The sequence below is a fragment of the Pseudomonas fluorescens genome (assembly GCF_902497995.1).
Classification (GTDB): Bacteria; Pseudomonadota; Gammaproteobacteria; order Pseudomonadales; family Pseudomonadaceae; genus Aquipseudomonas; species Aquipseudomonas fluorescens_BK.
In genome coordinates this window covers 34197-59571 of record NZ_CABVII010000008.1, presented here as the reverse complement: position 1 = coordinate 59571, position 25375 = coordinate 34197, and the positions used below count along the sequence as shown (strand labels likewise).

Genomic DNA, 25375 nt, shown 5'->3' with positions numbered 1-25375 from the left:
TTGTATGCGACGGGGTCTGCCGGCTGCATGATGCTTGTAGCTCGGGTGTAATGGCTTTAGACCGAGTCGCGGCCTTCGCGAGCAAGCCCGCTCCCACATTGGATCTATTTCGGTCATAGCATTTGTGTACGACACCGATCAAATGTGGGAGCGGGCTTGCTCGCGAAGGCGCCAGAACAAACACTTTCAATACCCAGGTCGCCCCCGATTCGTGACTTTCGGTAAACATTGCTTTGCCGATCCAGCGGTTTTTCTCAAGGATGCAGGCGCGGATACTCGTGTCCATTCCCCCTGCAACCCTGGAGTCATTGATGTCTATTCCCGCATTCGGTCTGGGTACGTTTCGCTTGCAAGGCCAAGTGGTCATCGATTCGGTGAACGCTGGCCTTGAGCTCGGTTACCGGGCCATCGATACCGCGCAAATCTACGAGAACGAAGCCGAGGTCGGCCAAGCCATCGCCGCCAGCGGCATTGACCGTGAAGAACTGTTCATCACCAGCAAGATCTGGGTCGCCAACTTCGCCAAGGACCGCCTGATCGACAGCCTCAAGGAGAGTCTGCAAAAACTGCAGACCGACTACCTGGACCTGACCCTGATCCACTGGCCGTCGCCGGAAGACCAGGTGCCGGTGGCAGAATTCATGGGCGCCCTGCTCGAAGCCAAGAAGCTCGGCCTGACCCGGCAGATCGGCGTGTCCAACTTCACCGTCGACCTGATGCAACAGGCCATCGCTGCAGTCGGTGCCGAGAACATCGCCACTAACCAGATCGAACTGCACCCGTACCTGCAAAACCGCAAGGTCGTCGAGTTCGCGCAGAGCCAGGACATTCGGATCACTTCGTACATGACCCTCGCCTACGGTGAAGTACTCAAGGACCCGGTCATCCGCCAGATCGCCGATCGCCTGCAGGCGACACCGGCACAGGTCACCCTGGCCTGGGCCGTGCAACGGGGTTACGCCGTGATTCCCTCGTCGACCAAACGTGCCAACCTGGCCAGCAACCTCAAAGCCTGCGCCATGAAGTTGAGCGACGCGGACATGGCCTCGATCGCAGGCCTGGATCGCGGCCAACGGCTGACCAGTCCCAAAGGTATTGCCCCTAACTGGGATTGACCGTCAGCCCTGCGCAAGGCTTTGATCCAGGCGCGTCATGGCCTGTTGCAACTGATCGACGGCCTCGTCGATCAGTGCCGCGCGCCCCTCGCCACACGCTCGCTCCAGTTGCTCGCAACACTCGATCAGCCTGACCGCGCGGACCATGAGCGCGCCGCCCTTGATCCGGTGCGCCAGTATCGGCAAGTCGTGGAGATTGCCGCGGGTATGGAGCTGCAGCAGAAGATCGCGGTCATCGCGGTTGGTCACGGCCAGATCGCGCAGCAATTGTTCGATCATCTCGTGGTCTGCACCGACGAAGTGTTCCAGGCCGCTCAGGTCGATCTCGGCCGTTGCAGGTGCTGCGATCACCCTGGGCCGTTCGCCCGCAAACCTAGCGGCCAACCATGCACTCAGGTCTGCCAGCCGGATGGGTTTGAACAGGCAGTCGTCCATCCCCGCTTCGATGCAGCGGAACTTTTCCTCGGCCTGCGCATTGGCGGTAAATCCCAGAATCAGCGTCGGTTGCAATCCCTGGGCCCGCTCCTCATCGCGTATCGCCCCCGCCAATTCATAACCACTGATCCGCGGCATATTGCAGTCGGTGATGACCAGATCGAACTCATGCTCGCGCCATTGCGCCACGCCGCGCTCGCCGTCCTCGGCCTCGAGAACCTGGTGGCCCAGAAAGCTCAGCTGCCCCAGGCTGACGTCGATCCGGGTGCCCTCCCCCGGAACGCTGGCGAGCTGCAAGCGACCGCCCATCATTTCGCACAAGGAGCGGCTGATCACCAACCCCAGGCCGGAACCGCTGCAACCTGACTGCTGGCTGTTACCGCCCTGAACGAACGGACTGAACAAGCGTTGCTGATCCTCGGCGCCGATGCCGATGCCGCTGTCTTCGATACACACACTGACCGCCAGATGCCCCGACAGGACAGGCTCGACCCGCAGCGTCAGGCTCACTTCACCTTCGTGGGTGAACTTGATGGCATTGCTCAACAGATTGGACAGCACCTGCTTGAAGCGCGTGGGGTCGATCAACACGTCGCAGTCGCTGTGCCGGTCCAGATCGACTCGCCACTCCAGGTGCTTCTGCCGTGCCAGGCCCTCGAACACCCGACACACCGACTCCACCAGCGTGTGCAGGTTGGCTCGGTCGGGGCTCAGCGACAAATGCCCGGATTCGATGCGGGCGATGTCCAGGATGTCGCCGATCAACGCCAGCAACTGTTGCCCGGCAGTCGATGCCACTTCAATCGCGGCACGGTCGGCAACGCCCTCCTGCGCCTGCTTCTGCGCCAATTCGAGCATGCCGATCAGAGCATTCATCGGCGTGCGGATCTCATGGCTCATGGTTGCCAGAAACGTGGTCTTGGCCCGATTGGCCTCGTCGGCGGCGTCCTTGGCGTCCTGCAGTTGGCTGAGCAGCAGCTGGCGCTGGCGGATCTGCCGGCGCTGATGGCCGATCCAGATCAGGGCGAGCACCAGCAAGGCGCCAGCGCCGGCAAATGCCTGAAAAATGGCCTGGCGATGACGCAGCCAGAAGCTTTGCTCCACCATCAGATCATTGCGCCAATAGAGGGTCAGGTCATCGATTTCTTCGGGGGCGATACTCAGCAGCGCCTTGTCCAGGATCGAATGCAGCTCAACGGCCTCGCGACTGGTGGCCAGGGTACTGCGGGCGGGATCGGTGCCGACGGTGCTGGTCACCCGCAGCTGATCCCGGTAACGCCGGGAAATCATGTAGCGGGCAGCGATCAACGAGTTGATTGCGCCGTCAGCCTTGCCCCGGGCAACCATGTCCATCGCATCCGCGGTCAAGGGTGCATTGACCAGCCTGATCTGCGGAAAATGCTGACGAATGAATTCACCGGCACTGTTGCCCTGGGTGACCGCCAGGGTTTTGCCGGCCATTTCATCCAGGGTCGTGGGAGTGTTCGGCCCCAGGCGAGTCACCAGCACATTCGGGCTGGTGAGAAAGGGCCGAGTGAAGCGCAACTCGGCCTCACGTTCGATACTGGGGCTTATCCCCGCCACCAGATCGACTTCTCCGGTCTTGAGCGATGCCAACATCTCGGCGATTGATCTGGCAGGCCGTATATCGAACTGCAAGCCGGTGCGCAGACTGATTTTGTCCAGTACATCAGCGCTGATGCCGCGGAACTTGCCATCGCTGTCGATAAACGAAATCGGCAGGATGTTTTCGTTCATTGCCACGCTTGCACGGGGATGTCGATCGAGCCAGCGTTGCTCGGCCACGCTCAATTGCAACGATTGCGTTCCCGGCATGGAAGTCCCGCTGGCGCCCCATCGACGCAGGATGCTCATGTGTTCATTGGTGCTCACCGCCGCCAGCGCCTTGTTGACGATGCGATGCAATTGTTGATTGTCGCGGGTCATCGCAAACGCAAAGCGACCGGACTCCATGCGCGAAAAATCGGCCAATTGCACGTTGTTGAGATAGTTTTTGCTGATCAGGTAATGAGCGCTGATCGCGTCGCCCAGATAGACGTCCGCTTGCCGGAACGCTACGGCCCCCACCGCACTCAGGGTAGAGGGAAACAACTGGACGCTGGCCTTGGGGTAGAACGCCTGCACGTTATGCTCAGGTAAATAGTGGTACAGCGTCGCCAGCCGTTTGCCGGTCAGGTCCGGGTCCAGCGGCGGCGATGACTCTGTGCGCGTCACCAGCACCGGTTGGTCGACGGCGTAGGCACTGGACATGCGCAGCTCTGTGTTTTCGGCCTCATAACTGTTGGCCGTGCCGAGCAAATCCGCGGTACCTTGTTTGATTGCTCGCACCGCGTCTTCTCGCGATTCGTAACGCTGGACGTCAATCTCTACGTGCAGCAGCTGCTGCAGCAGACCGGCATAGTCAGCCGTCAATCCCTCGTAGTCAGTGCCGGTGGTAGTGATGTCGAAGGGGGGATAATCCGGTGCGGAGACGGCGAGCACCAATCGGCCCTTTTGCCGCAGCCAGCGTGAATCGGTCTCTGACAGTTTGACGACATGCCCCTCGGCACTGGAGCGCCCCAGCAACGTCAGTGTCTGCGGCTGCGCACAGACACTCGATATCCAGAGACACCCCGCTAGCAGGAGGGATGTCATGCTGCGCCAACGCCGCAAGGTTCTCATTCAGATCAGATGATTACGCAGGGCGAAATCCCTCAGGTGCACCGGGGATTGCACATTGAGTTTTTCTATTGTCCGGGTCTTGTAGGTGCTGACCGTCTTGTGGCTCAGGTTCATGATGTCGGCGATTGCCTTGTTGCTCATGCCATGGGCCAGATACTGAAAGATCGTCAATTCCCGGTCGGAGAGTTTGTCGATCAACTCTTTTTCGCTGCGTTGCAAGCTATTGAGCGACACCGAGCTCGAAGGTAGCCTGGCGAAATAACTATAACCGGCCATGACCGCCTGCACGGCCTTGTGCAGATGTTCCAGTTCATTGGACTTGGACACATACGCCGCGGCACCGGCACGCATGCAACGATCCTGATAAAACAGGCCTTCCAGGGAAGTGAACACCACGACCCGGCACGGCACGTCACCGGCCTGGATCCGTGCCAGCACATCAAGCCCGTCCAGCGAGGGCATGATCAGATCCTGCACCACCAGATCAGGTTTATGTTCGCGGATCATCGGCAAGACCTCGTTACCGCTGGATACCTCGTGGATCTGTTTGAACCCCTCCTGTGCAAGCAGGATTTTCACTGCAGCGCGAACCACCGGATGATCGTCCGCTATCAGCGCTGACTTCGCTGACTTCATGGCAACTCCCTGTGCAAAGGCACTACGAGTGGGCAATCGATGCCCTTGGGCCAGGCCCGGGTTAACACAACGGCTGCGCAGAGACTGTTGCATGGAATTTCGGGTGAATCTACCTGACAGAAATGACAGTGCCGACGAACGGTAGTCGACGATCAATGATCGCCATCCCGGTAGGGGGGTGAGTTTCGTGAGGGCACAAGACTACGCAAGACCCGGTTGGCTTTCTGTAGGACTATTCCTAAAAACAGGAGCGCCTCATCCGGTGGCATGTATGTCAGGTGGCGAGTTGTGTCTGGCGAGTACAGGCTGGATTGGGGAGGGAGAATTGCGGGGTTCTTCAGGAAGGGTTCAGGAGTGTGGATTTGTGGTGTTTTTCAGGGCCTCTTCGCGAGCAAGCCCGCTCCCACATTGGATCTGCTGTGACACAGAGTTTGTGTACGACAGCGATCAACTGTGGGAGCGGGCTTGCTCGCGAAGGCGGCCACATAGGCGCTGTATATTTTAGCTGGCAGTCGCGAGCAACACATCCATCACCGACCGCCCATGCCCGCGCGCCTTGCCATGGTCATACAACGAACCGGCAATCTCATCGGCACGGATCGGCAGGATCGACAACAAGGTGTCGCTCAAGCCATGACTGGCCTGGCAGAAGCCCTGCATATAAATGCCGGCCTTGCAGCGCTCGTCGGTGATCAGCTTGTAGTTGCGATCCACTTCGAAATCGCCCAGGTATTGTTCCAGTGGCGCCAGCAACTTGCGATGCATCTGCCGCTCGTAACCGGTGGCCAGCACCACGGCATCGTAATGACGCACCGTCACCTCACCGGTGGCGTTGTTGCGCACGGCCAGTTCGATGCCGCGCTCGGTGGCAGTGGCTTTTTCCAGGGTGGTCAGGGTGCGGAACGCATGACGGGCGATGCCCGAGACTTTCTGCCGGTAAAAGATGCCGTAGATGCGTTCGATCAGGTCGATGTCGACCACCGAATAATTGGTGTTGTGGTACTCGTTGACCAGACGCTCGCGCTCGCTGCTCGCCTGCTGGAACACCAGGTCGGTGAACTCCGGCGAGAACACTTCGTTGACGAACGGGCTGTCATCGGCCGGTTTCAGTGCCGAGCCGCGCAGGATCATGTCCACCTGCACCGACGGGTAGCTGTCGTTCAGGTCGATAAAGGCTTCCGCCGCGCTCTGCCCGCCGCCGATGATCGCAATGCTCATCGGTTGGTTGTTCACGCAGGGCTGCGTGGCCATTTTCGCCAGGTACTGGGAGTGATGGAACACGCGAGCGTCATTCTTCAGCGCCTTGAACGCCTCGGGAATGCGCGGGGTGCCGCCGGCGCTGACCACCACCGAACGGGTGGTGCGAACGTGCTGCTGACCCTGGGTATCGCGCGAGATCACCCGCAGCGCTTCGACCTGCTGGTTGTGCAACACCGGCTCGATCGTCAGCACCTCTTCACCGTAGCGGCTCTGCGTTTCGAACTGCGCGGCGACCCAGCGCAGGTAATCGTTGTACTCCATGCGGCACGGATAAAAGGTGCCAAGGTTGATGAAGTCCACCAGGCGACCGTGGTGCTTGAGGTAATTGACGAACGAATAAGGGCTGGTCGGGTTGCGCAGGGTCACCAGGTCCTTGAGGAAGGAGATCTGCAGCTCACTCTGGGTCACCAGGGTGTTGCCGTGCCAGCGATAGTCCGCCTGCTTGTCGAGAAACACGACATTCAGTTCACCCTGGCTCGACCCACGCTCTTGCAGAGCGATGGCCAGCGCCAGGTTCGAAGGGCCGAAGCCGACGCCGATCAGGTCGTGAACGATGGGCGATGCAATTGCCTGTGTCATTTCCAGTGTCCTCTGGATGAACCCCCCTGCAGCGGGGCGTAAGCCTGAATGACCTGACCGGCCTGGAGCAGGACAGCAGATCGTCTGTTGATAGGGAACGAGGACAATGAAACAAAATTTAATATAGTTTTTTCATGAACCGGAGAGGTCAATGGGCGTCCCACTGCCGCATCCGCACGCGGCAATGCTTCATGGCGTTGACGATGTGCTTCTCCACCAGCGCCCGGGAAATCCCCAGCTGCCCGGCGATCTCGGGGTGGGACAAACCATCGATCTTGCGCAGCAGGAAGCTCTCGCGACACAGCCGCGGCAGTTCCGCCAGGGCGCGCTGGAGCATTTCCAGGCGCTGGCCGTGATCGAGACTGTTATGTGGCGAGGGTGCGAAGTAGCGCTCTTCGTTGTCGAGCACTTCCAGGGACTCGACCTGACGCAGGGCATTGCGCCGATGGTCATCGATCACCAGATTCAATGCGGTGCGATAAAGGAATGCCCTGGGCTGCTCGATCGGCGTGTCACTGGAGCGCTCCAGTACCCGTAGATAAGCGTCATGCACCACATCTTCGGCCACCTGACGGTTGCCCAGCTTGGCGTTCAGGAAACACACCAGCTCGCGATAGTAGTTTTCCAACATGACTCCCGGCCGCACCCGTGCGGTTTCTATCCTTGAGCCACCGCGACGACGGCCGAAATGGGCAGTGGCACGATAGTGGCAATTCGAGTCGCGTAATTTATAGTAATTCTCATATAGATTTAAAGTGTTGCTTTGTCTTGCCCGACAAATAGTCTTGATCCATAGGTGTAACGCTATGTGTCCGCGCCTAAATTCCCCGCGACTTTTCTCGTATAAAGGACAGCTCCCCGTCTCTGTCGGCTTCCCGACAGCGTTCATCTGTTGCCGGATTTTGTCCGCAGGTTGAACGACGGGCCGATACTCATTGGCCGGAACCCTGCATGAAACGTCCCCGACAGACCCGACGCGCCCTGCTTGTAGCACTGTGTCTGATCCCCGTTATCGCCGTCGCCGCCTGGCAGATCATCCCCCCCGGTCGCGACCAGTTCGCCACCATCCCCGTGACCCGTGGCGACATCGAAAGCAGCGTCACGGCCTTGGGTACTTTGCAACCGCGGCGTTATGTCGACGTAGGTGCCCAGGCGTCGGGGCAGATCCAGAAGATCCACGTGGAAGTCGGCGATGTCGTCAAGGAAGGCCAGTTGCTGGTGGAAATCGATCCGTCCACGCAACAGGCCAAACTCGACGCCGGGCGTTTCGCCATCGAAAACCTCAAGGCGCAGCTGCAGGAGCAACGGGCGCAGCACGACCTTGCGCGACAGAAATACCAGCGCCAACAGCACCTCAAGGCCGGCGGCGCCACCCGCGAAGAAGATGTGCAGACCGCCGAAGCCGAACTGCGCGCCACCCAGGCTCGCATCGACATGTTCCAGGCGCAGATCCGCCAGGCCCAGGCCAGCCTGCGCAGCGATCAGGCCGAACTCGGTTACACCCGAATCTATGCGCCCATGGGCGGCACCGTGGTCGCACTCGACGCTCGGGTCGGCCAGACCCTCAACGCCCAGCAACAAACGCCGCTGATTCTGCGCATCGCCAAGCTGTCGCCGATGACCGTCTGGGCCGAGGTGTCGGAAGCCGACATCGGTCACGTCAAACCCGGCATGACGGCCTGGTTCACCACCCTGAGCGGTGGCCAGCGTCGCTGGAACAGCACCGTGCGGCAAATCCTGCCGGTGCCGCCCAAGCCGCTGGACCAGACCAGCCAGGGCGGCGGCAGCCCGGCCAGCTCGAGCAAAAGCGGCAGCGCGCGCGTGGTGCTGTACACCGTGTTGCTTGACGTCGATAACGCCGACAACGCCCTGATGGCGGAAATGACCACTCAAGTATTCTTTGTCGCCGATCAAGCGAAAAATGTGCTCACCGCGCCGATTGAGGCCCTGCAAACCGGCACGCAAGCGGACAGCCAGACCGCCCGGGTCGTCGCGAAAAACGGCAGCATCGAGCAACGGGACGTTCGCACCGGCATCAGTGATCGCCTGCGGGTACAGATCCTCGACGGCTTGCAGGAAGGCGATCACCTGCTGATCGGCCCGGCCGACGGGAGTGGCGGCTGAATGCTGACGCCCCTGATCGACCTGCAGGACATCCGCAAAGCCTACGGTGGTGGCGATGCACCTGAAGTTCACGTGTTGCGCGGCATCGACCTGTCGATCCATGCCGGGGAATTCGTCGCGATCGTCGGCGCGTCCGGCTCCGGCAAGTCGACGCTGATGAACATCCTGGGCTGCCTCGACCGCCCCACTTCGGGCGAATACCGCTTCGCCGGGGAAAACGTCGCCGCCCTCGACAACGACGAACTGGCCTGGCTGCGCCGCGAAGCCTTTGGCTTTGTGTTCCAGGGTTACCATCTGATTCCCTCCGGCTCGGCCCAGGAAAACGTCGAGATGCCGGCGATCTATGCCGGTACTCCGGCGGCCGAACGCCACGCCCGCGCCGCGGCCCTGCTCGACCGTCTCGGGCTGGCCTCGCGTACCGGCAACCGCCCGCATCAACTGTCCGGCGGCCAGCAACAACGGGTGTCCATCGCCCGCGCCCTGATGAATGGCGGCCATATCATCCTCGCCGACGAACCCACCGGCGCCCTCGACAGCCATAGCGGCGCCGAGGTCATGACCCTGCTCGATGAACTCGCGAGCCAGGGCCACGTGGTGATTCTCATCACCCACGACCGCGAGGTGGCGGCCCGGGCCAAGCGCATCATCGAAATTCGCGACGGGTTGATCATCAGCGACAGCGCCCGCGATAATCCCGACGTTCAGACCTCGGCGAATCCCGGTGCGCTGCAAGCGGTGGATCTGCGCAAGCGCCTCAGCGAAGGCGCCGAAGCCACCGGCGCCTGGAAAGGCGAGTTGGTGGATGCGGTACAAGCGGCCTGGCGGGTGATGTGGATCAACCGCTTTCGCACGGCGCTGACGCTGCTCGGGATCATCATCGGCGTCGCGTCGGTGGTGGTGATGCTGGCTGTCGGTGAAGGCAGCAAGCGTCAGGTGATGGCACAGATGGGCGCGTTCGGCTCCAACATCATTTACCTCAGCGGCTCGTCACCCAACCCGCGCACGCCATTGGGCATCGTCAGCCTGGACGACGTCGCCGCGGTGGCCAGCCTGCCGCAGGTGACACGGATCATGCCGGTCAACGGCCAGGAAGCCGGGGTGCGCTTCGGTAACCTCGACCACTTGAGTTACGTCGGCGGCAACGACACCAACTTCCCGGCGATCTTCAACTGGCCAGTGGTCGAAGGCAGCTACTTCACCGAAGCCGATGAACGCAATGCCGCCGCCGTCGCAGTGATCGGCCACAAGGTGCGGACCAAGCTGCTCAAGGATGTGGCCAACCCGATCGGCCAGTACATCCTGATCGAGAACGTGCCGTTCCAGGTGGTGGGCGTGCTCGCCGAAAAAGGCGCCAGCTCCGGCGACTCTGACAGCGACGACCGCATCGCCATCCCCTATTCCGCCGCCAGTGTGCGGCTGTTCGGCAGCCACAACCCCGAATACGTGGCCATCGCCGCCGCCGATGCGCGCAAGGTCAAGGAGACGGAACACGCCATCGAGCAATTGATGCTGCGCCTGCACAACGGCAAGAAGGATTTCGAACTGACCAATAATGCGGCGATGATCCAGGCCGAAGCGCGCACGCAAAATACCCTGTCGTTGATGCTCGGCTCGATTGCCGCGATATCACTGCTGGTAGGTGGCATCGGGGTGATGAACATCATGCTGATGACCGTGCGCGAACGCACCCGCGAGATCGGCATCCGCATGGCCACCGGCGCCCGTCAACGGGACATCCTGCGCCAGTTCCTCACCGAAGCGGTGATGCTCTCGGTGGTCGGCGGCCTCGCCGGGATTGCCCTGGCGCTGATCGTCGGCGGCGTGCTGATCCTCAGCGAAGTCGCCGTCGCGTTCTCCTTGATAGCGGTGCTCGGTGCCTTCGGCTGCGCCCTGATCACCGGTGTTGTCTTCGGCTTCATGCCGGCCCGCAAAGCTGCCCGGCTCGACCCGGTCACGGCCCTTACCAGTGAATGATCTCTTGATGAAGCCGCAACTGAGTTTGCTGACCCTTTGCCTGTTGCTCGGCGCCTGTGGCAGCCCCGCCCAGCGTCCGGACAGCGGCATCCAGCCGCCTTCGTCCTGGCAATCGCCGCACACGCAAAATGCCACGCACCGCCACCTGCAATGGTGGACGCAGTTCGGCAGCCCGGAGCTCGATCGCCTGATCGAACAAGCCCGGGTCGGTAGCTACGACCTGGCTGCCGCCATCGCCCGGGTACGTCAGGCCCAGGCCGACACGGTGATTGCCGGCGGCTCGTTGCTGCCGGAGGTCAAGGCCGGGCTGAACGCCAATCGGCAAAAACTGCTGCGTGGCAGCGGGTACAGCCAGCTCGATGCCGACAGCGACAACAAGGCCATCGATTACTTCGACGCCAACCTCAGCGCCACCTACGAGATCGATTTCTGGGGCGGCCAACGCGCCTCCCGCGACAGTGCGCAGTTTGGTTTGCAAGCCAGCGAATTCGACCAGGCGACGGTGGAGTTGACACTGCTCAGCGGCGTCGCCAACAGTTACGCGCAAGCCTTGTCATTGCGCGAGCAAAGCCGCATTGCCGAGTTGAATCTGGCCAACGCGCAGAATGTCCTGAAACTGGTGCAGACCCGTTTTGACTCGGGCTCGGCAACCGCCCTGGAACTGGCCCAGCAGAAGAGCCTGGTCGCCGCACAACAGCGACAATTGCCGCTGGTGCAGCAACAGGCCCAGGACGCATTGATCAGCCTCGCTGCGCTGCTCGGCCGGCCGGTTCAACAACTGCGCCTGGGCGCCGAACGCTTTGACCAGCTGTCATGGCCGACCATCGCGGCCGGCGTGCCCAGCGAACTGCTCAGCCGCCGCCCGGACATCGCCCGGGCCGAAGCACAACTGGCCGCCGCGCAAGCCGATGTCACGGTTGCCCGCGCCGCGATGTTGCCGGCCGTCACCCTGAGCGCCGAACTGGGCTCCGGTGCCGACCGCGCCGCCGACATCCTGCGCAATCCGTTCTATAACCTCACTGCCGGATTGCTTGCACCCGTCTTCAACAACGGCCGCCTGAGCGCCGAGCGCGACAAGGCCACGGCGCGCCAGGAAGAGCTGCTGGAGAATTACCGCGGGGCGATCATCAATGGTTTCGCCGACGTGGAAAAAGCCCTGAACAGCATTCGCGGGCTGGATGAACAGCGGCAATGGCAAGGGGAAGAGCTGAACCAGGCGCAGACGGCGTTCGACATTGCCCAGAGCCGTTACGAGGCCGGGGCCGAGGACTTGCTGACGGTGCTGGAGACGCAGCGCACGTTGTATGCGGCGCAGGATTTGAATGTGCAGCTGCGGTTGTCGCGGTTGCAGGCGAGTATTGCGTTGTACAAGGCGCTTGGGGGCGGGTGGCAGGCTTTGTAATTTACGGTGTCTATTCGGCCGCCTTCGCGATCAAGCTCGCTCCCACAAGGGTATGTGTCATGCCCCAATCATGCGCCCCCCCACAAGGTATGTGACATGCCCAAATCATGCGGCGCACCTAACACCTGTGGGAGCGGGCTTGCCCGCGAATAGGCCGGAACATCCAGCATTAATGTCGCCTGCCAGACCGCTATCGCGGGCAAGCCCGCTCCCACAAGGTATGTGTCATGCCCCATTCATCCGGCACACCCAAGACCTGTGGGAGCGGCGGTGCGACGATTCGACTTGCCCGCGATTGAACGATAACGCGGTGTTCCGGTTTAACTGGTCATCGGCTTAGCCTTCAAATGCCGCGCATACCAAGGCCGCTGCGGCACTTTGCGGAACAAATCCGCCAGCTTCTTCTCATCCTCGCCAAAGGTAATGCGCAACGCCAGTTTCATGGTTTCCGGGTCCATCTCCACTGACTTGCCCGCCTGCAACCCCGGCGTGGTACTGCAGCCATGGGTGCCCGGGCCCAGCCACGGGTCGTCGATCTCGACCCAGCGACCCGGCGCAAACCACGCCACGCCATTGACCTCCAGCCGACTGACCTCCCCTGGATGAAAACGCTCGTGGGCGCGGAACCAGTCTTCCAGTCGATCGTCGATCCAGCCGTGGAAATGCCAGAACACCGGGCTCACGTGGGACGAAAAAGGATCGCCGAGGAAATCGTTTTCCGGGGCAAACCAGCGCGCGGAAAAGTCCGACGGATCCCGGGCGAATGGCACCGGCTGGCCGTTGGACGGGTCACGGGGCACCGAGGCCCAGCGCATGTGCAGCCAGTCGTGCAGCCCCAGCTCCACCTCGGAACCGAACTGGCCCAGGGTCAGCTTCGACAGATAGCGTGGATCGCGGTAGCGCGACTCCCAGACCTGGAAATTGCTGTGGTAGGTCTCGGCGGTCTTGATGTCGGCGACCCATTGCGAATACTCGGCATCGTCGTCCGCCCGCCAGGTCGGCGGCAGTGCGGTGCCGTCGTGATTGTCGCAATAATTGGCGAAGCCGATGCGATCCCGCGCCAGTTCCGGCTGTGGCAAGGGGAAATGCGGCCAGGACGGCAGGTCCTGCAGGGAGCGCGCCTTGCCGAGCATCTGTCGGTGCATGAAGAAAAAATCCACACCCGAGCCATTGCGATCCTTGCGTGCGCCCCGGGCATCGCGCTCCTTGTCCCGCGGCCCCGGCTGCCAGCCAATGCCGCGCAGGGCACCGCGTTTGTCTTCGGACAAGGTGTGCCATTTGTCCCGGGAGGCATGCCAGAGCTGGTGAAACAGACGATGCTCCGGGGACACCAGCCAGGCCAGCAGCGCCGGGTTGAGGCCGGTGCGTTCGCGGGCTTCGGGGAGCACACGCTTGACCGCGATAAAGCGGTTGTCCTGGGCGGTCATCATCAACGGCCGATCCAGGTTCAACACTTGACCACTGAGTGTGCCGCTGCCGGCGTTGCCGAAACCAGCCCAGACTTCGTCCAGCGCCATGCTGAATTCGTAATCCGGGGTGCCGTTGGCCGCGTTGGCGCTGACCAGCCGCCAGCTCAATTCGGCGGGCTTGGCCTCGGCCAGGTCGCCGAGTACCCGGTAACGGGGTTCTTCGCTCGCGCGCAAACGTTCGGCGGTATCGAGAAAGCCGATCAGGCCGCGTCCTTTATGACCGACGTCGAGGAACACTTCCAGCCCGTCCCGGGGCAGACCTTCGATGCCGGCGTCACGGCCTTCGAAACGAATCTGCCAGACTCCGCGCAAGGTGTTTGCCAAATGCTGGCCGGCGACATCCGCAACATCGAAGGACGCTTCGCCGGGAGTGATCGTCGGATCCGGTTTCGTCCATTGGCGATGCCCATAAAAAGCCGCAGGCACGGCGGCACCGGTCAGCGCCAGGCCTGCCATGAACCATCGTCGAGAAATCTTCATTGCCCTACCTGTGTCAGCCATGAAGCAGGCTTTATCCAAGCTAGAACGTTTGTTGCCCGCACAAATTTAAAAGCTTCGCGAGCGGTGCGACGATTCGACTTGCCCGCGAAGGGGCCATCAGCCTCACTAAATTTCGCACTGGGTCACTCGTTCTTCCCAGATAGCAAAGGCCCCCACTCAAGCACCGGGGCGGCGAACCTGACTGAGACGGCAATGACAAAACCACGTTCGAAAAAAGCGCTCTACATCGGCCTGCCGCTGGCCTTGGCAATCAGCGCCGGTGCAGGCTTCGCGGTCTGGGACTATTGGTTCAAGGACAATCCCGGCTACCCGGTCAAGGTGATGAAACAGGCCGATGAACTGCAGGAACGCATGCTCTCGTTCGACAGCCACATCACCGTGCCCATGGATTTCGGCACCGCCGGCAACGAAGCCGACAAGGACGGCAGCGGCCAGTTCGACCTGGTCAAGAGCGGACGCGGGCGCCTGTCCGGCGCGGCCCTGACGATCTTTGGCTGGCCGGAAATCTGGAACGGCGAAAACGCCCCCCACCGCCCCACCGAAGGATTCGTCGACGAAGCCCGTTTCGAACAGGAAACCCGCTACAAGATCATCAGCACGATGGTGCGCGACTTCCCCAACCAGGTCGCCATCGCCTACACCCCCGACGATTTCCGGCGCCTGCATGGCGAAGGCAAGTTCTCGATCTTCCTGAGCATGCTCAACGCCTATCCCCTGGGCAACGACCTCAACGCCCTGGACAAGTGGGCGGCTCGCGGCATGCGCATGTTCGGCTTCAGCTATGTCGGCAACAACGCCTGGGCCGACTCCTCGCGGCCTCTGCCGTTTTTCAACGATTCCCGGGACGCCCTCGGTGGCCTGTCGGACATCGGCAAACAAGCGGTGCAGCGCCTCAACGACCTCGGCGTGATCATCGATGTGTCGCAGATGTCGACCAAGGCCCTGGAGCAGGTCGCCCAATTGAGCCGCACCCCGATGGTCGCGTCCCACTCGGCGCCTCGGGCCCTGGTGGACATCCCGCGCAACCTCAGCGACCAGGAAATGCAGCTGATCAAGAACAGCGGTGGCGTGGTGCAGATCGTCGGCTTCCCGACCTACATCCGCCCTCTGAGCCAGGGCACCCAGGACAAACTCAACGCCCTGCGCGCCCGCTTCGACCTGCAACCGCTGCAAGGGCTGGAGATGGCGCTGATGCCAGGCGATCCGGTGATCACCGTCTGGTCCGAGCAACGCTTCGGCGAGTATGCCAGCGAGCTCTACGGGATTGTCGACGAAGAACCCAAGGCCACGCTGAAGGACTACGGCGACGCCATTGATTATGCGGTGAAGAAAATCGGCATCGACCATGTCGGCATCAGTTCCGACTTCAACGACGGCGGCGGCCTCGATGGCTGGAAGGACGTCAGCGAGGGGCGCAATGTGACGGCCGAGCTGCTCAGCCGCGGTTACAGCGAAGCCGATATCGCCAAGCTCTGGGGCGGCAATTTCCTGCGAGTCTGGGACCAGGTGCAGAAGTCCTCCAGGCCTGTGGCCAAACACTGACCCCTCTTTTGCAAAAGCGAACCGAGCTCATGACCAACCGTCGTTCATTCCTCAAACAGGCCGGCATTCTCGCGGCGAGCCTGCCCCTGGGCGCCGCCGTGAATCTGCCGGCGCTGGCCGCCAGCCCGGCGCCGCTGGCCAGGGACAAATGGGCGCAGTTGCGCCAGCTGTTCAATCAGGACCCGGATTACCTGCACTTCGCCAACTTCCTGGTGACCTCGCACCCCAAACCCGTGCGTGAAGCGATCGACCTGCACCGCGCCAACCTCGACCGCAACCCCGGCCTGGCCATGGACTGGGACCTGGGGGAAACCGAAAAGCGCGAGCACGAAGTGCGGGTCTGGGCCGGTCGTTATCTCAAGGCCGCACCGGAACAGATCGCCCTCACCGGCAGCACCACCGAAGGCCTGTCGCTGATCTACGGCGGCATTCACGTGCGCCCGGACCAGGAAATCCTCACCAGCGAACACGAACACTACGCCACTAACTATGCCTTGGCGTACCGCCAGCAAAAGGACGGGGTCAAGGTGCGCAAGCTCAAGCTGTTCGAGCACAGCCACAGCCTTTCGGTGGACGAAGTCGTCGGCACGATTGCCCAAGGCATTCGCCCCGAAACCCGGGTGCTGGGCATGACCTGGGTGCAATCGGGCAGCGGCGTGAAACTGCCGATCGGCGAGATCGGCAAACTGGTGGACGAACAGAACCGCAACCGCGAGGAAAAGGACCGCATCCTGTATGTGGTCGACGGTGTCCACGGGTTTGGCGTCGAGGACCTCGACTTCCCCGACATGCACTGCGACTTCTTCATTGCCGGCACCCACAAATGGATGTTCGGCCCGCGGGGCACCGGGATCATCTGCGCCCGTTCGGCCGAGCTCAAGGACGTCACGCCGACCATCCCGACCTTCTCCGAAGCCACCACCTTTTCGACCATCATGACCCCGGGCGGTTATCACAGTTTCGAGCACCGCTGGGCCCTGAACGAAGCCTTCAAGCTGCACCTGGACCTGGGCAAGGCCGAGGTCCGGGCACGCATCCATGCGCTGAACACCTACGCGAAAAATCGTCTGCTGGAGCAGCCGCGGATCGAACTGGTCACGCCGCAAAGCCCGCAGCTGTCCGCCGGTTTTACCTTCTTCCGGATCAAGGACCGCGACTGCGAAAAGGTCGCGCTGCAGCTGATGCAGAACCGCGTGGTCTGCGACTCGGTCGAGCGCGACGTCGGCCCGGTGATCCGCATCGCCCCGGGCCTGCTCAACACTGAAAACGATATCGACCGCTTCGTGGCGGTGCTGAACAAGACCGCATGACGGCATGACGCCGAACCCTGTGGGAGCGGGCTTGCTCGCGAAGGCGGTGTATCAGGCGATATCTACATCGACAGACACACCGCCTTCGCGAGCAAGCCCGCTCCCACAGGGTTCGGCGCATGCCCCCAGTTTTTTCTTCTAACGAGACACCTCATGAACAGCAATCCACTTACCCTGCCGCTCAAAGCTCTCGCTCTCACCGCCCTCATGGCCACACTGCTGCCGGCCCCCGCCCAGGCCGCCGCCGCTGCGCAACCAGGCAAGGTATTCAAGGACTGCCGGGATTGCCCGGAGATGGTCGTACTGCCCGCCGGCACCTTCTCCATGGGCACCCCTGATGACGAAGTCGGGCGCGAACCCGATGAAGGTCCGATGCATGAAGTGACCTTCGCCAAGCCATTCGCCATGAGCCGTTTCCAGGTGACCGCCGGTGAGTGGGACAGTTACGTGCGCGAAAGTGGCGTGACCATCGCCAACGGCGACACCCGCCCCGGTCGCGAGTGCATTGCCAGCAAGCCGCGCTATCCGCAAAGCCCGCGCCAGCCCGCGGTGTGCATGAACTTCGACGACGTGAAAAACTACGTCGCCTGGCTGTCGAAAAAGACCGGCCAGCAGTACCGCATGGTCAGCGAGGCGCAACGCGAATACGCGGCACGCGGCGGCAGCAAGGGCCCGTTCCCCTTCCCGTTCGATGAGGGCAAGGAATACAGCATCGCCAGGCACGCCAACACCTACGGCCCGGCGGACGGTTACAGCTACAGCTCGCCGGTGGGCAGCTACCCGCCCAACGCGTTCGGCATGTATGACATGCACGGCAATGTCTACGAGTGGGTCGAAGACTGCGAACACCCGGACTACGTCGGCGCCCCCACCGATGGCAGCGCCTGGGTCGAGGCCAAGTGCGAAACCGTGCGGATTCGCGGCAACGACTGGGGTGAAGCCCCGGTGTTCTCGCGCTCCGGCAATCGCAACAGCCAATACCCGCAAGAGCGTGGCGACTGGATGGGCTTTCGCATAGTGCGCGACCTCTAAGCCGGACGCTGCCCCTTGTAGGAGCCAGGCTTGCCGGCGAAGGCGGTCTTGAGGACGCCTTCGCTTGTAGGAGCGAGGCTTGCCCGCAAAGGCAGCCTCAAGCTTTGCACCGCCCATGAAGACGCCTTCGCCGGCAAGCCTGGCTCCTACAGCAAAGGCTGCCTCAAGCTTTGCACCGCCCATGAAGACGCCTTCGCCGGCAAGCCTGGCTCCTACAGCAAAGGCTGCCTCAAGCTTTGCACCTCCCATGAAGACGCCTTCGCCGGCAAGCCTGGCTCCTACAGCAAAGGCTGCCTCAAGCCTTGCACCGCCCATGAAGATGCCTTCGCCGGCAAGCCTGGCTCCTACAGCAAAGGCTGCCTCAAGCCTTGCACCGCCCATGAAGACGCCTTCGCCGGCAAGCCTGGCTCCTACAGGGGATCGGCGCCAAACGCCTCGCCGCCAGTCGGCGCCCTTGTAAATTAAGCCTCCCACCAGACGTTCTACTGGGTATCTGCCTTTACGACCCAAGGAACTGTCTTCCATGACCCAGCCAACCCGTGGCGCCATCGGCGAATTGTTCGCCCTGTTGAAACCCTTTCGGCTCATCGTCGCCGCGTCCATTTTCCTGGGCATGGTCGGCGGCCTGAGCGTCACGGTATTGCTGGCGACCATCAACAACGCCCTGCATTCGGAAACCGGCCTGACCCAAGGCGTCGTCGCGCTGTTCGCCGGCCTGTGCCTGCTGGCGCTGGCCAGTTCGATCTGCTCGGACATCGGCACCAACTATGTCGGCCAGCACATCATCGCCAAGTTGCGTAAACAGCTCGGTGAAAAAGTCCTGTCGGCCCCGATCGAACAGATCGAGCGCTATCGCAGCCACCGCCTGATCCCGGTGCTGACCCACGACGTCGACACCATCAGCGACTTCGCCTTCGCCTTCGCGCCGCTGGCGATTTCCGTCACCGTGACCCTGGGCTGCATGGGCTACCTGGCGATTCTGTCGTGGCCGATGTTCCTGATCATGGTCGCCGCGATCCTGATCGGCACGGCGATCCAGGCCTACGCCCAGAGCAAGGGCGTGCAGGGTTTCATGGCCGCCCGCGATGCCGAAGACGAACTGCAAAAGCACTACAACGCGATTGCCGAAGGCGCCAAGGAACTGCGCATTCACCGCCCACGCCGCCAGCGCATGTTCGTCTCGGGCATCAAGGCCACCGCCGAGTTCATCTGCAACACCCAGGTGCGCTCGATCAACACCTTCGTCATCGCCAAGACCTTCGGCTCGATGCTGTTTTTCGTGGTGATCGGCCTGGCCCTGGCGCTGCAAACCTACTGGCCGAGCGCCGACAAGACCGTGATGAGCGGCTTCGTGCTGGTGCTGCTGTACATGAAAGGCCCGCTGGAGCACCTGATCAGCACCTTGCCCATCGTCAGCCGTGCGCAGATTGCCTTCCGCCGGATCGCCGAGTTGTCCGAGCAATTTTCCACCCCTGAACCGCATCTGCTGCTCAGCGACCAGGGCAACGTCCAGCCAGCGGTGCACGAACTGAAACTGGCCGATGTGCGCTTCGCGTTCCCGGCTGCCGAAGGTGCCGCGCCGTTCCAGTTAGGGCCGGTGAACCTGACGATCAAGCAAGGCGACATCACCTTCATCGTCGGCGAGAACGGCTGCGGCAAGACCACGCTGATCAAGTTGCTACTGGGCCTTTACACGCCGCAGCAAGGTGAAATCCGCGTCAACGGCGTGGGCATCGACGCGCAGAACCGCGACGACTATCGCCAGTTGTTCACCACCATTTTTGCCGACTATTACCTGTTCGATGACGTGGTCCAGGGCGATACGCACATCCCCGAAGACGCCAACAAGTACCTGCAACGGCTGGAAATCGCGCACAAGGTCAGCGTCAAGGACGGCAATTTCACCACCACCGACCTCTCCACCGGCCAGCGCAAGCGCCTGGCCCTGGTCAATGCCTGGCTCGAGGAACGCCCGGTGCTGGTGTTCGATGAATGGGCGGCCGATCAGGACCCGACCTTCCGCCGGATCTTCTACACCGAGCTGCTGCCGGACCTCAAGCGCCTGGGCAAGACCATCATCGTGATCTCCCACGATGACCGCTATTTCGATGTGGCGGATCAATTGGTGCGTATGGAAAGCGGCAAAGTCATCACCGAAATGGCCCCTGCCTGATACCCCCCCCGTAGGAGCCAGGCTTGCCGGCGAAGCGATCTTGAGGACGCCTTCGCCCGTAGGAGCCAGGCTTGCCGGCGAAGCGATCTTGAGGACGCCTTCGCCCGTAGGAGCCAGGCTTGCCGGCGAAAGCGATCTTGAGGACGCCTTCGCCCGTAGGAGCCAGGCTTGCCGGCGAAAGCGATCTTGAGGACGCCTTCGCCCGTAGGAGCCAGGCTTGCCGGCGAAGCGATCTTGAGGACGCCTTCGCCCGTAGGAGCCAGGCTTGCCGGCGAAGCGATCTTGAGGACGCCTTCGCCGGCAAGCCTGGCTCCTACCGAAAAGCCGCAAAAATTTATTTTCCCGGTTTCTTTCCGGTTTTCCGCTCGTGCTGCGTCTAATAATCATTCCTATTAACAAAAACTCTGCACAACACTTTTTCAGGAGCTCAGGTAAGTAATGCGACCTCAAACCCGCCGCACACCTCTCGCGCTGGCCGTACAGCGCCCGACTTTGCATCGCACCCTGTTCACCAGCGTACTGCTGACCGCCACCTTGCTGGGGAGCTCGATGGCCAACGCTGCACCTGTAAAAGTGAGTATCCCGGTCCAGCCGCTATCCAGCGCGTTGACTGAACTGGGCATGCAGACCAGCCTGCAGATCCTCTACAGCCCGGACCAGGTCGCCGGGATCAAGTCCCGCGCGGTGTCCGGGTCGCTGGAGCCTTCCCAGGCCCTGTCGGAACTGCTCAAGGGCACCGGCATTTCGTTCCAGATCAACGGCAACACCGTGACCCTGGTGTCCGGCGGCGGCTCGAGCCTGCAACTGGGCGCGACCACCATTTCCGGCCAGGCCCTGGGCCTGACCACCGAAGACACCGGCTCCTACACCACCGGCGCGACCACCACCGCGACCAAGTTGCCGCTGACCCTGCGTGAAACGCCGCAATCGGTGACCGTGGTGACTCGTCAGCAGATGGATGACCGCGGTGTCACCAGCGTTGCCGACGCCTTGCGCAATACTCCGGGCGTTACAACGCAGAAGTACGACAGCGACCGTACCGAGTTTTCCGCGCGGGGCTTCGCCATCACCAACTTTCAATACGATGGCGTCAACATTCCTTATGACGGTGTCTACGGTGAAAACCCGAACAACGGCGACGACTCTGCAAACCTCGACCGCATCGAAGTCATCAAGGGTGCGACGGGCCTGATGACCGGCGCGGGTGACCCATCCGCCACCGTCAACCTGGTGCGCAAGAAGCCAACCAAGGAATTCAAGGCTTCGGTCAGCGCCACCGCCGGTTACTGGGACAACTACCGTACCGAAGGCGACGTCTCTGGCTCGCTCACCGAATCCGGCAACGTGCGTGGCCGCTTCGTCGGCGCCCTGCAGGACAAAGATTCGTACATCGATCACTACAGCCAGAAGAAAGACCTGTATTACGGTGTTCTCGAAGCCGACCTTACCGACGATACCCTGCTGACCCTGGGCGTCGACAAGTCCAGCGTCACCCCTCGCGGCAGTTCCTGGACCGGTAACACGGTTTACTACGCTGACGGCGGCAAAACCAACTTCTCCCGCGGCTTCAACCCGGGCGCCGACTGGAGCCGTCGTGACTTCGACAGCACCACCTACTTCGCGTCCCTGGAGCAGGCGCTGGCCAACGACTGGAAACTCAAGGTCAGCCTCGACCAGAAAACTACCGATCACGATACTCAACTGGCCTCGGCCAGCGGTGGTTTCCCGGACCGCGACACCGGCGAAGGCATGTCCTTTTACCAGGGGCACTGGGAAGGCCATCGCGAGCAGTACACAGGCGACGTTAACGTCTCCGGCCCTTTCACCCTGGGCGGTCGCGAGCATGAACTGGTGGCTGGTTTCATGGCGGCCCACTCCCGTCAGACTGGCGCAAACTTTGGTAGTGCCGCCGACTCCGACGGACTGGTACCGGGCAACATCTTTGACTGGGCAGGCCATATCGCGAAGCCGGACTTCCCGAAAATCGGCAAGTACGAGCGCACCCAGAGCCAGAACGGCGCTTACCTGGCCACGCGCCTGCGCCCGACCGATGACCTGTCGTTCATTCTTGGCGGTCGTGTCAGCACCTACAAGTACAACGAGGATTACACCTACTATCCGGGCGCCGGCCTGGCCGACACCCACGCCAGCTACAAGGAACACGGGGTCGTCACGCCCTACGCCGGTATAGTGTATGACCTGAACGATACCTACTCGGTCTACGCCAGCTACACCAGCATTTACCAGCCACAAATCAACAAAGACATCAATGGCAAGACCCTGGACCCGGTTGAAGGTGACGCCTACGAAACCGGTCTGAAAGCGGCCTACTTCGAAGGCAAACTCAACGCCAGCCTGGCCTTCTTCCGCATCGAGCAGGACAACGTCGCTGAGTCGGTCGGCACCAATGAGATCACCGGCGACGGCATTTTCCAAGCCGTCGACGGTGCCACCACCAACGGCGTTGAACTGGAACTGGCCGGTGAACTGGCCCAGGACTGGAACGTATCGGCCGGCTACACCTATGCCCGTACCCGCGACGAGGATCACCAACGCATCTACGGTTTCCCTCTGGCCACCAGCAAACCGGAACACGTGGTCCGCACCTTCACCACCTACCGTTTGCCCGGCGCGCTGGACCAGGTCACCGTAGGTGGCGGTGTCAGCTGGCAAAGCGCGTTTTACGGCCAGAGTTTTAGCCCTACCGATGGCAGCACCTCGCTCAAGCAAGGTGGCTACACCCTCGTCGACCTGATGACCCGGTATGAATACGACGATCACCTGAGCTTCACCGTGAATGCCAACAACGTCTTCGACAAGCGCTACCTGACCGGCCTTGGCAACTTCGGCACCACCTTCTACGGCGAGCCGCGCAACATGCAAGTCACCGCGAAGTATGATTTCTGAGCGCTGAGCTGAAATGAAAAATGCCCGTGTCGTGAGATGCGGGCATTTTTTTTGGCTTGAGAATTTCGCTGATTGTGATGCCGTCTTCGCGAGCAAGCCCGCTCCCACAGGGAATCTTCAGTGAACACAGAATTCAATGTTCACATCTAGCAACTGTGGGAGCGGGCTTGCTCGCGAAGGCGATAGCCGCCCTGCTACAAATCCCGGCACCAGACATCCGGCAAAGGGGCAGTGTCTACTAAGGCGGGTCGAGTCGATCCAGCGCCCGATTCACCGCCAACTCTCCCAGCATGATGACCTGCGCAATCCCCAGCAGTGAATGGCGACTCGGCCCCTCCATATGATCCGCCAGGTCCATGGCCATGACATTGGCCGATGCCAGCGACTCGCAGGCATGGGCCAGCAGTGTCTCGGTATCGAGCTCGGGATTGACGATGAACATGGTGCCGGGTGTGCGTGGCGTGGCCATGATGTTGGCGGCCGGATTGAGGTGATGGTCGAGCGCGCGCTCGGCGGCATCGTGGAGTTTTTTTGAATCCAGGTTTTCGTAGGGGTATGCCGGATCGGTGTCTGGCGGGTTGGGTGTGACCTTGAACATAGATGAAACTCCTAATACGAATAACAAAGGAGCCATCACCCTCGCTACCAAACGAAAGGTGGCGGCCATACGCGGGTTGGTAGACCGGTCGCATTAGGAACCCGGCGCCCCTGAAGGAGCCCTGCGCATGGCCACCATAAAACAAAGTCCCGAGAAAGCGACTGCGTAAGGTGGCGCTATGCGCCTAATACGAAACGGGCTACCAAACCCGATCGCTGTTTTTCAGCGACCGATAAACGATAGAGCCCGCACCCAAGGCGCACAAGCCGGCGGATTCTGGCGTAACTGTAGGCAATGGCGCAAGGTGTTGTAGCTTGTAGGAAGTCATCTTGCGGGCGATTAAGCAAACGCAATTAAACAATGTTTAATGACGGGTAACGGTACTTACACGCGATGTACATAAACGGAAAAAACAGTGCCTGCATTGTTAGTACGCGCATTTGTTGGAGCTATAGATTTGTATTGACTGTCGGGCAGTCTTCGCGAGCAAGCCCGCTCCCACATTTGATCTTCAGAGGCACAAAATTTGTGTACGACATGGATCAAAATGTGGGAGCGGGCTTGCTCGCGAAGGCGATGGTAAATCCACCAAAAATCTTCCTGCTTAATGTAAAAAACCGCCACCCCCTATCCAGGAATGGCGGCGTTTTGCATTTCAATTCAAAGCTGCGAACGCACCCACTCCGCCACTTGCGCATGAATCCCTTCCACCTCACTGAGCAACCCACCCATGCGCATGAAGTCATGGGTCATGCCCGGCTGTTCCAGCAACGTCACCTCATTACCGGCAGCACGCAGAAGCTCGGCATACGCTAGCCCTTCGTCATGCAGCGGATCATGGCCGGCCAGGTACACCAGCGCCGGTGCCAGGCCTGACAGGTCAGCCGCCAGCAACGGCGAGCAGCGCCAGTCCGCCAGGTCCTGGGTTGTGCGGGCGTAATGGGCGTAGAACCAGTCCAGCGTCGGCGTTTCCAGCAGGTAGCCTTCGGCAAAGTCGCGGTGCGAGGCGCGCTTGGTGGTGGCATCCGTTACCGGGTACACCAGCACTTGGGCCTTGGGTTTCAACAGTAATTCTGCTGGCTCACGCACGGCCATGATCGACAGCACCGTGGCCAGGGTCGCGCCGACGCTGTCACCGGCCACGGCGACCCGCGTTGCGTCCAGGCCATGGGCTGCGCCCTCGCGGACCAGCCAGTTGCCGGCATCGCAGGCGTCCTGTACCGGGGTCGGGAAACGCCATTCCGGTGCCAGGCGGTAATCCACCGTCAACAGGGCGAAACCGCCCTGGGCTGCCAGACGCCGGCACAGTGCGTCGTGGGAATCGAGACTGCCAACCACGTAACCGCCGCCGTGGAAATACAGGACCACGGGCTGCAGCCCATCGACCGGGTTGCCGTCGCGATACAGGCGAGCCGAGAGGCTATGGCCGTCCCGTGCGGCAATGGTGAAGTCCTCGCAGGCAACGCTGTCGAGCGGCACGTCGAGAAACGCCGAGGAGGCTTCGAAGTCGATTCGTGCCTGTTGCGGCGACTGTTCATGCATGGCGCGGCTTTTGCCGGTCAGGCGGCCGAATTCGGCGAGTTCGAGAAATGCTTCAAGCTCTGGCAATACGGCCATGGGATGAATCCTTTTACGC

General features: G+C 61.5%; 17 protein-coding genes. 10 read left to right on the top strand and 7 right to left on the bottom strand.

Annotated features, from left to right (window positions below):
• The first annotated feature begins 311 nt into the window (after positions 1-311).
• Positions 312-1115, top strand: coding sequence for a 2,5-didehydrogluconate reductase DkgB (dkgB, locus tag F8N80_RS11470; RefSeq protein ID WP_150783895.1), 804 nt, complete (start codon positions 312-314; stop codon positions 1113-1115).
• 3 nt (positions 1116-1118) lie between these two features.
• Here dkgB and F8N80_RS11465 read toward each other — a convergent pair whose 3' ends face one another.
• From F8N80_RS11465 to F8N80_RS11450, 4 genes are all read right to left on the bottom strand, one after another.
• Positions 1119-4232: a transporter substrate-binding domain-containing protein gene (locus tag F8N80_RS11465; RefSeq protein ID WP_150783894.1), complete on the bottom strand. Its 3114-nt coding sequence runs from the start codon at positions 4230-4232 to the stop codon at positions 1119-1121.
• The gene (locus tag F8N80_RS11460; RefSeq protein ID WP_150747336.1) at positions 4233-4868 is read right to left on the bottom strand and encodes a response regulator transcription factor; all 636 of its coding nucleotides are present in this window, start codon (positions 4866-4868) and stop codon (positions 4233-4235) included. It abuts the gene before it with no gap.
• 501 nt (positions 4869-5369) lie between these two features.
• A complete protein-coding gene (locus F8N80_RS11455; RefSeq protein ID WP_150783893.1) occupies positions 5370-6707 on the bottom strand; it encodes a lysine N(6)-hydroxylase/L-ornithine N(5)-oxygenase family protein in 1338 nt (445 codons plus the stop codon).
• 148 nt (positions 6708-6855) lie between these two features.
• Positions 6856-7338 (bottom strand): sigma-70 family RNA polymerase sigma factor, encoded by a 483-nt coding sequence (locus F8N80_RS11450; protein ID WP_150749112.1) that lies wholly within the window; start codon positions 7336-7338, stop codon positions 6856-6858.
• A gap of 320 nt (positions 7339-7658) precedes the next feature.
• Between F8N80_RS11450 and F8N80_RS11445 the strand changes: the two genes are divergently transcribed.
• Genes F8N80_RS11445 through F8N80_RS11435 form a run of 3 tightly spaced genes read left to right on the top strand, consistent with a single transcriptional unit; the run spans position 7659 to position 12207 of the window.
• Complete coding sequence (locus F8N80_RS11445) at positions 7659-8831, top strand: efflux RND transporter periplasmic adaptor subunit (RefSeq protein WP_150783892.1); 1173 nt, start codon at positions 7659-7661, stop codon at positions 8829-8831.
• Positions 8832-10805, top strand: coding sequence for a MacB family efflux pump subunit (locus F8N80_RS11440; protein WP_150749110.1), 1974 nt, complete (start codon positions 8832-8834; stop codon positions 10803-10805).
• Between the two features lie 7 nt (positions 10806-10812).
• Entirely contained in the window at positions 10813-12207 is a 1395-nt protein-coding gene (locus tag F8N80_RS11435; protein ID WP_150783891.1) for an efflux transporter outer membrane subunit, read from the top strand.
• Between the two features lie 320 nt (positions 12208-12527).
• Here the strand turns inward: F8N80_RS11435 and pvdP are convergent, their stop codons facing one another.
• Complete coding sequence (pvdP, locus tag F8N80_RS11430; RefSeq protein ID WP_150745368.1) at positions 12528-14156, bottom strand: pyoverdine maturation tyrosinase PvdP; 1629 nt, start codon at positions 14154-14156, stop codon at positions 12528-12530.
• Between the two features lie 213 nt (positions 14157-14369).
• Here pvdP and pvdM point away from each other — a divergent pair, with 213 nt between their 5' ends.
• The 6 genes from pvdM to F8N80_RS11400 all read left to right on the top strand — a co-directional run bounded on the left by pvdM (position 14370) and on the right by F8N80_RS11400 (position 23141).
• Positions 14370-15719, top strand: coding sequence for a pyoverdine-tailoring dipeptidase-like protein PvdM (gene pvdM, locus F8N80_RS11425; RefSeq protein WP_150783890.1), 1350 nt, complete (start codon positions 14370-14372; stop codon positions 15717-15719).
• A gap of 29 nt (positions 15720-15748) precedes the next feature.
• Positions 15749-17029, top strand: a complete 1281-nt coding sequence (gene pvdN / locus F8N80_RS11420; protein ID WP_150783889.1) for a pyoverdine-tailoring periplasmic protein PvdN — start codon at positions 15749-15751, stop codon at positions 17027-17029.
• 153 nt (positions 17030-17182) lie between these two features.
• Positions 17183-18061, top strand: a complete 879-nt coding sequence (gene pvdO, locus F8N80_RS11415; RefSeq protein WP_150783888.1) for a dihydropyoverdine dehydrogenase — start codon at positions 17183-17185, stop codon at positions 18059-18061.
• Between the two features lie 48 nt (positions 18062-18109).
• On the top strand, positions 18110-18526 hold the full coding sequence (locus F8N80_RS11410; RefSeq protein WP_150783887.1) for a hypothetical protein: 417 nt from the start codon (positions 18110-18112) through the stop codon (positions 18524-18526).
• 58 nt (positions 18527-18584) lie between these two features.
• On the top strand, positions 18585-20234 hold the full coding sequence (locus tag F8N80_RS11405) for a cyclic peptide export ABC transporter (RefSeq protein WP_150783886.1): 1650 nt from the start codon (positions 18585-18587) through the stop codon (positions 20232-20234).
• A 438-nt stretch (positions 20235-20672) separates the two neighbouring features.
• Positions 20673-23141, top strand: coding sequence for a TonB-dependent siderophore receptor (locus tag F8N80_RS11400; protein WP_150745371.1), 2469 nt, complete (start codon positions 20673-20675; stop codon positions 23139-23141).
• A 238-nt stretch (positions 23142-23379) separates the two neighbouring features.
• Here F8N80_RS11400 and F8N80_RS11395 read toward each other — a convergent pair whose 3' ends face one another.
• Together F8N80_RS11395 and F8N80_RS11390 are read right to left on the bottom strand one after the other, a co-directional pair.
• Positions 23380-23739 (bottom strand): DUF6124 family protein, encoded by a 360-nt coding sequence (locus F8N80_RS11395; protein ID WP_150745372.1) that lies wholly within the window; start codon positions 23737-23739, stop codon positions 23380-23382.
• A gap of 660 nt (positions 23740-24399) precedes the next feature.
• Complete coding sequence (locus F8N80_RS11390) at positions 24400-25356, bottom strand: alpha/beta hydrolase (protein WP_150783885.1); 957 nt, start codon at positions 25354-25356, stop codon at positions 24400-24402.
• Positions 25357-25375 lie beyond the last annotated feature (19 nt).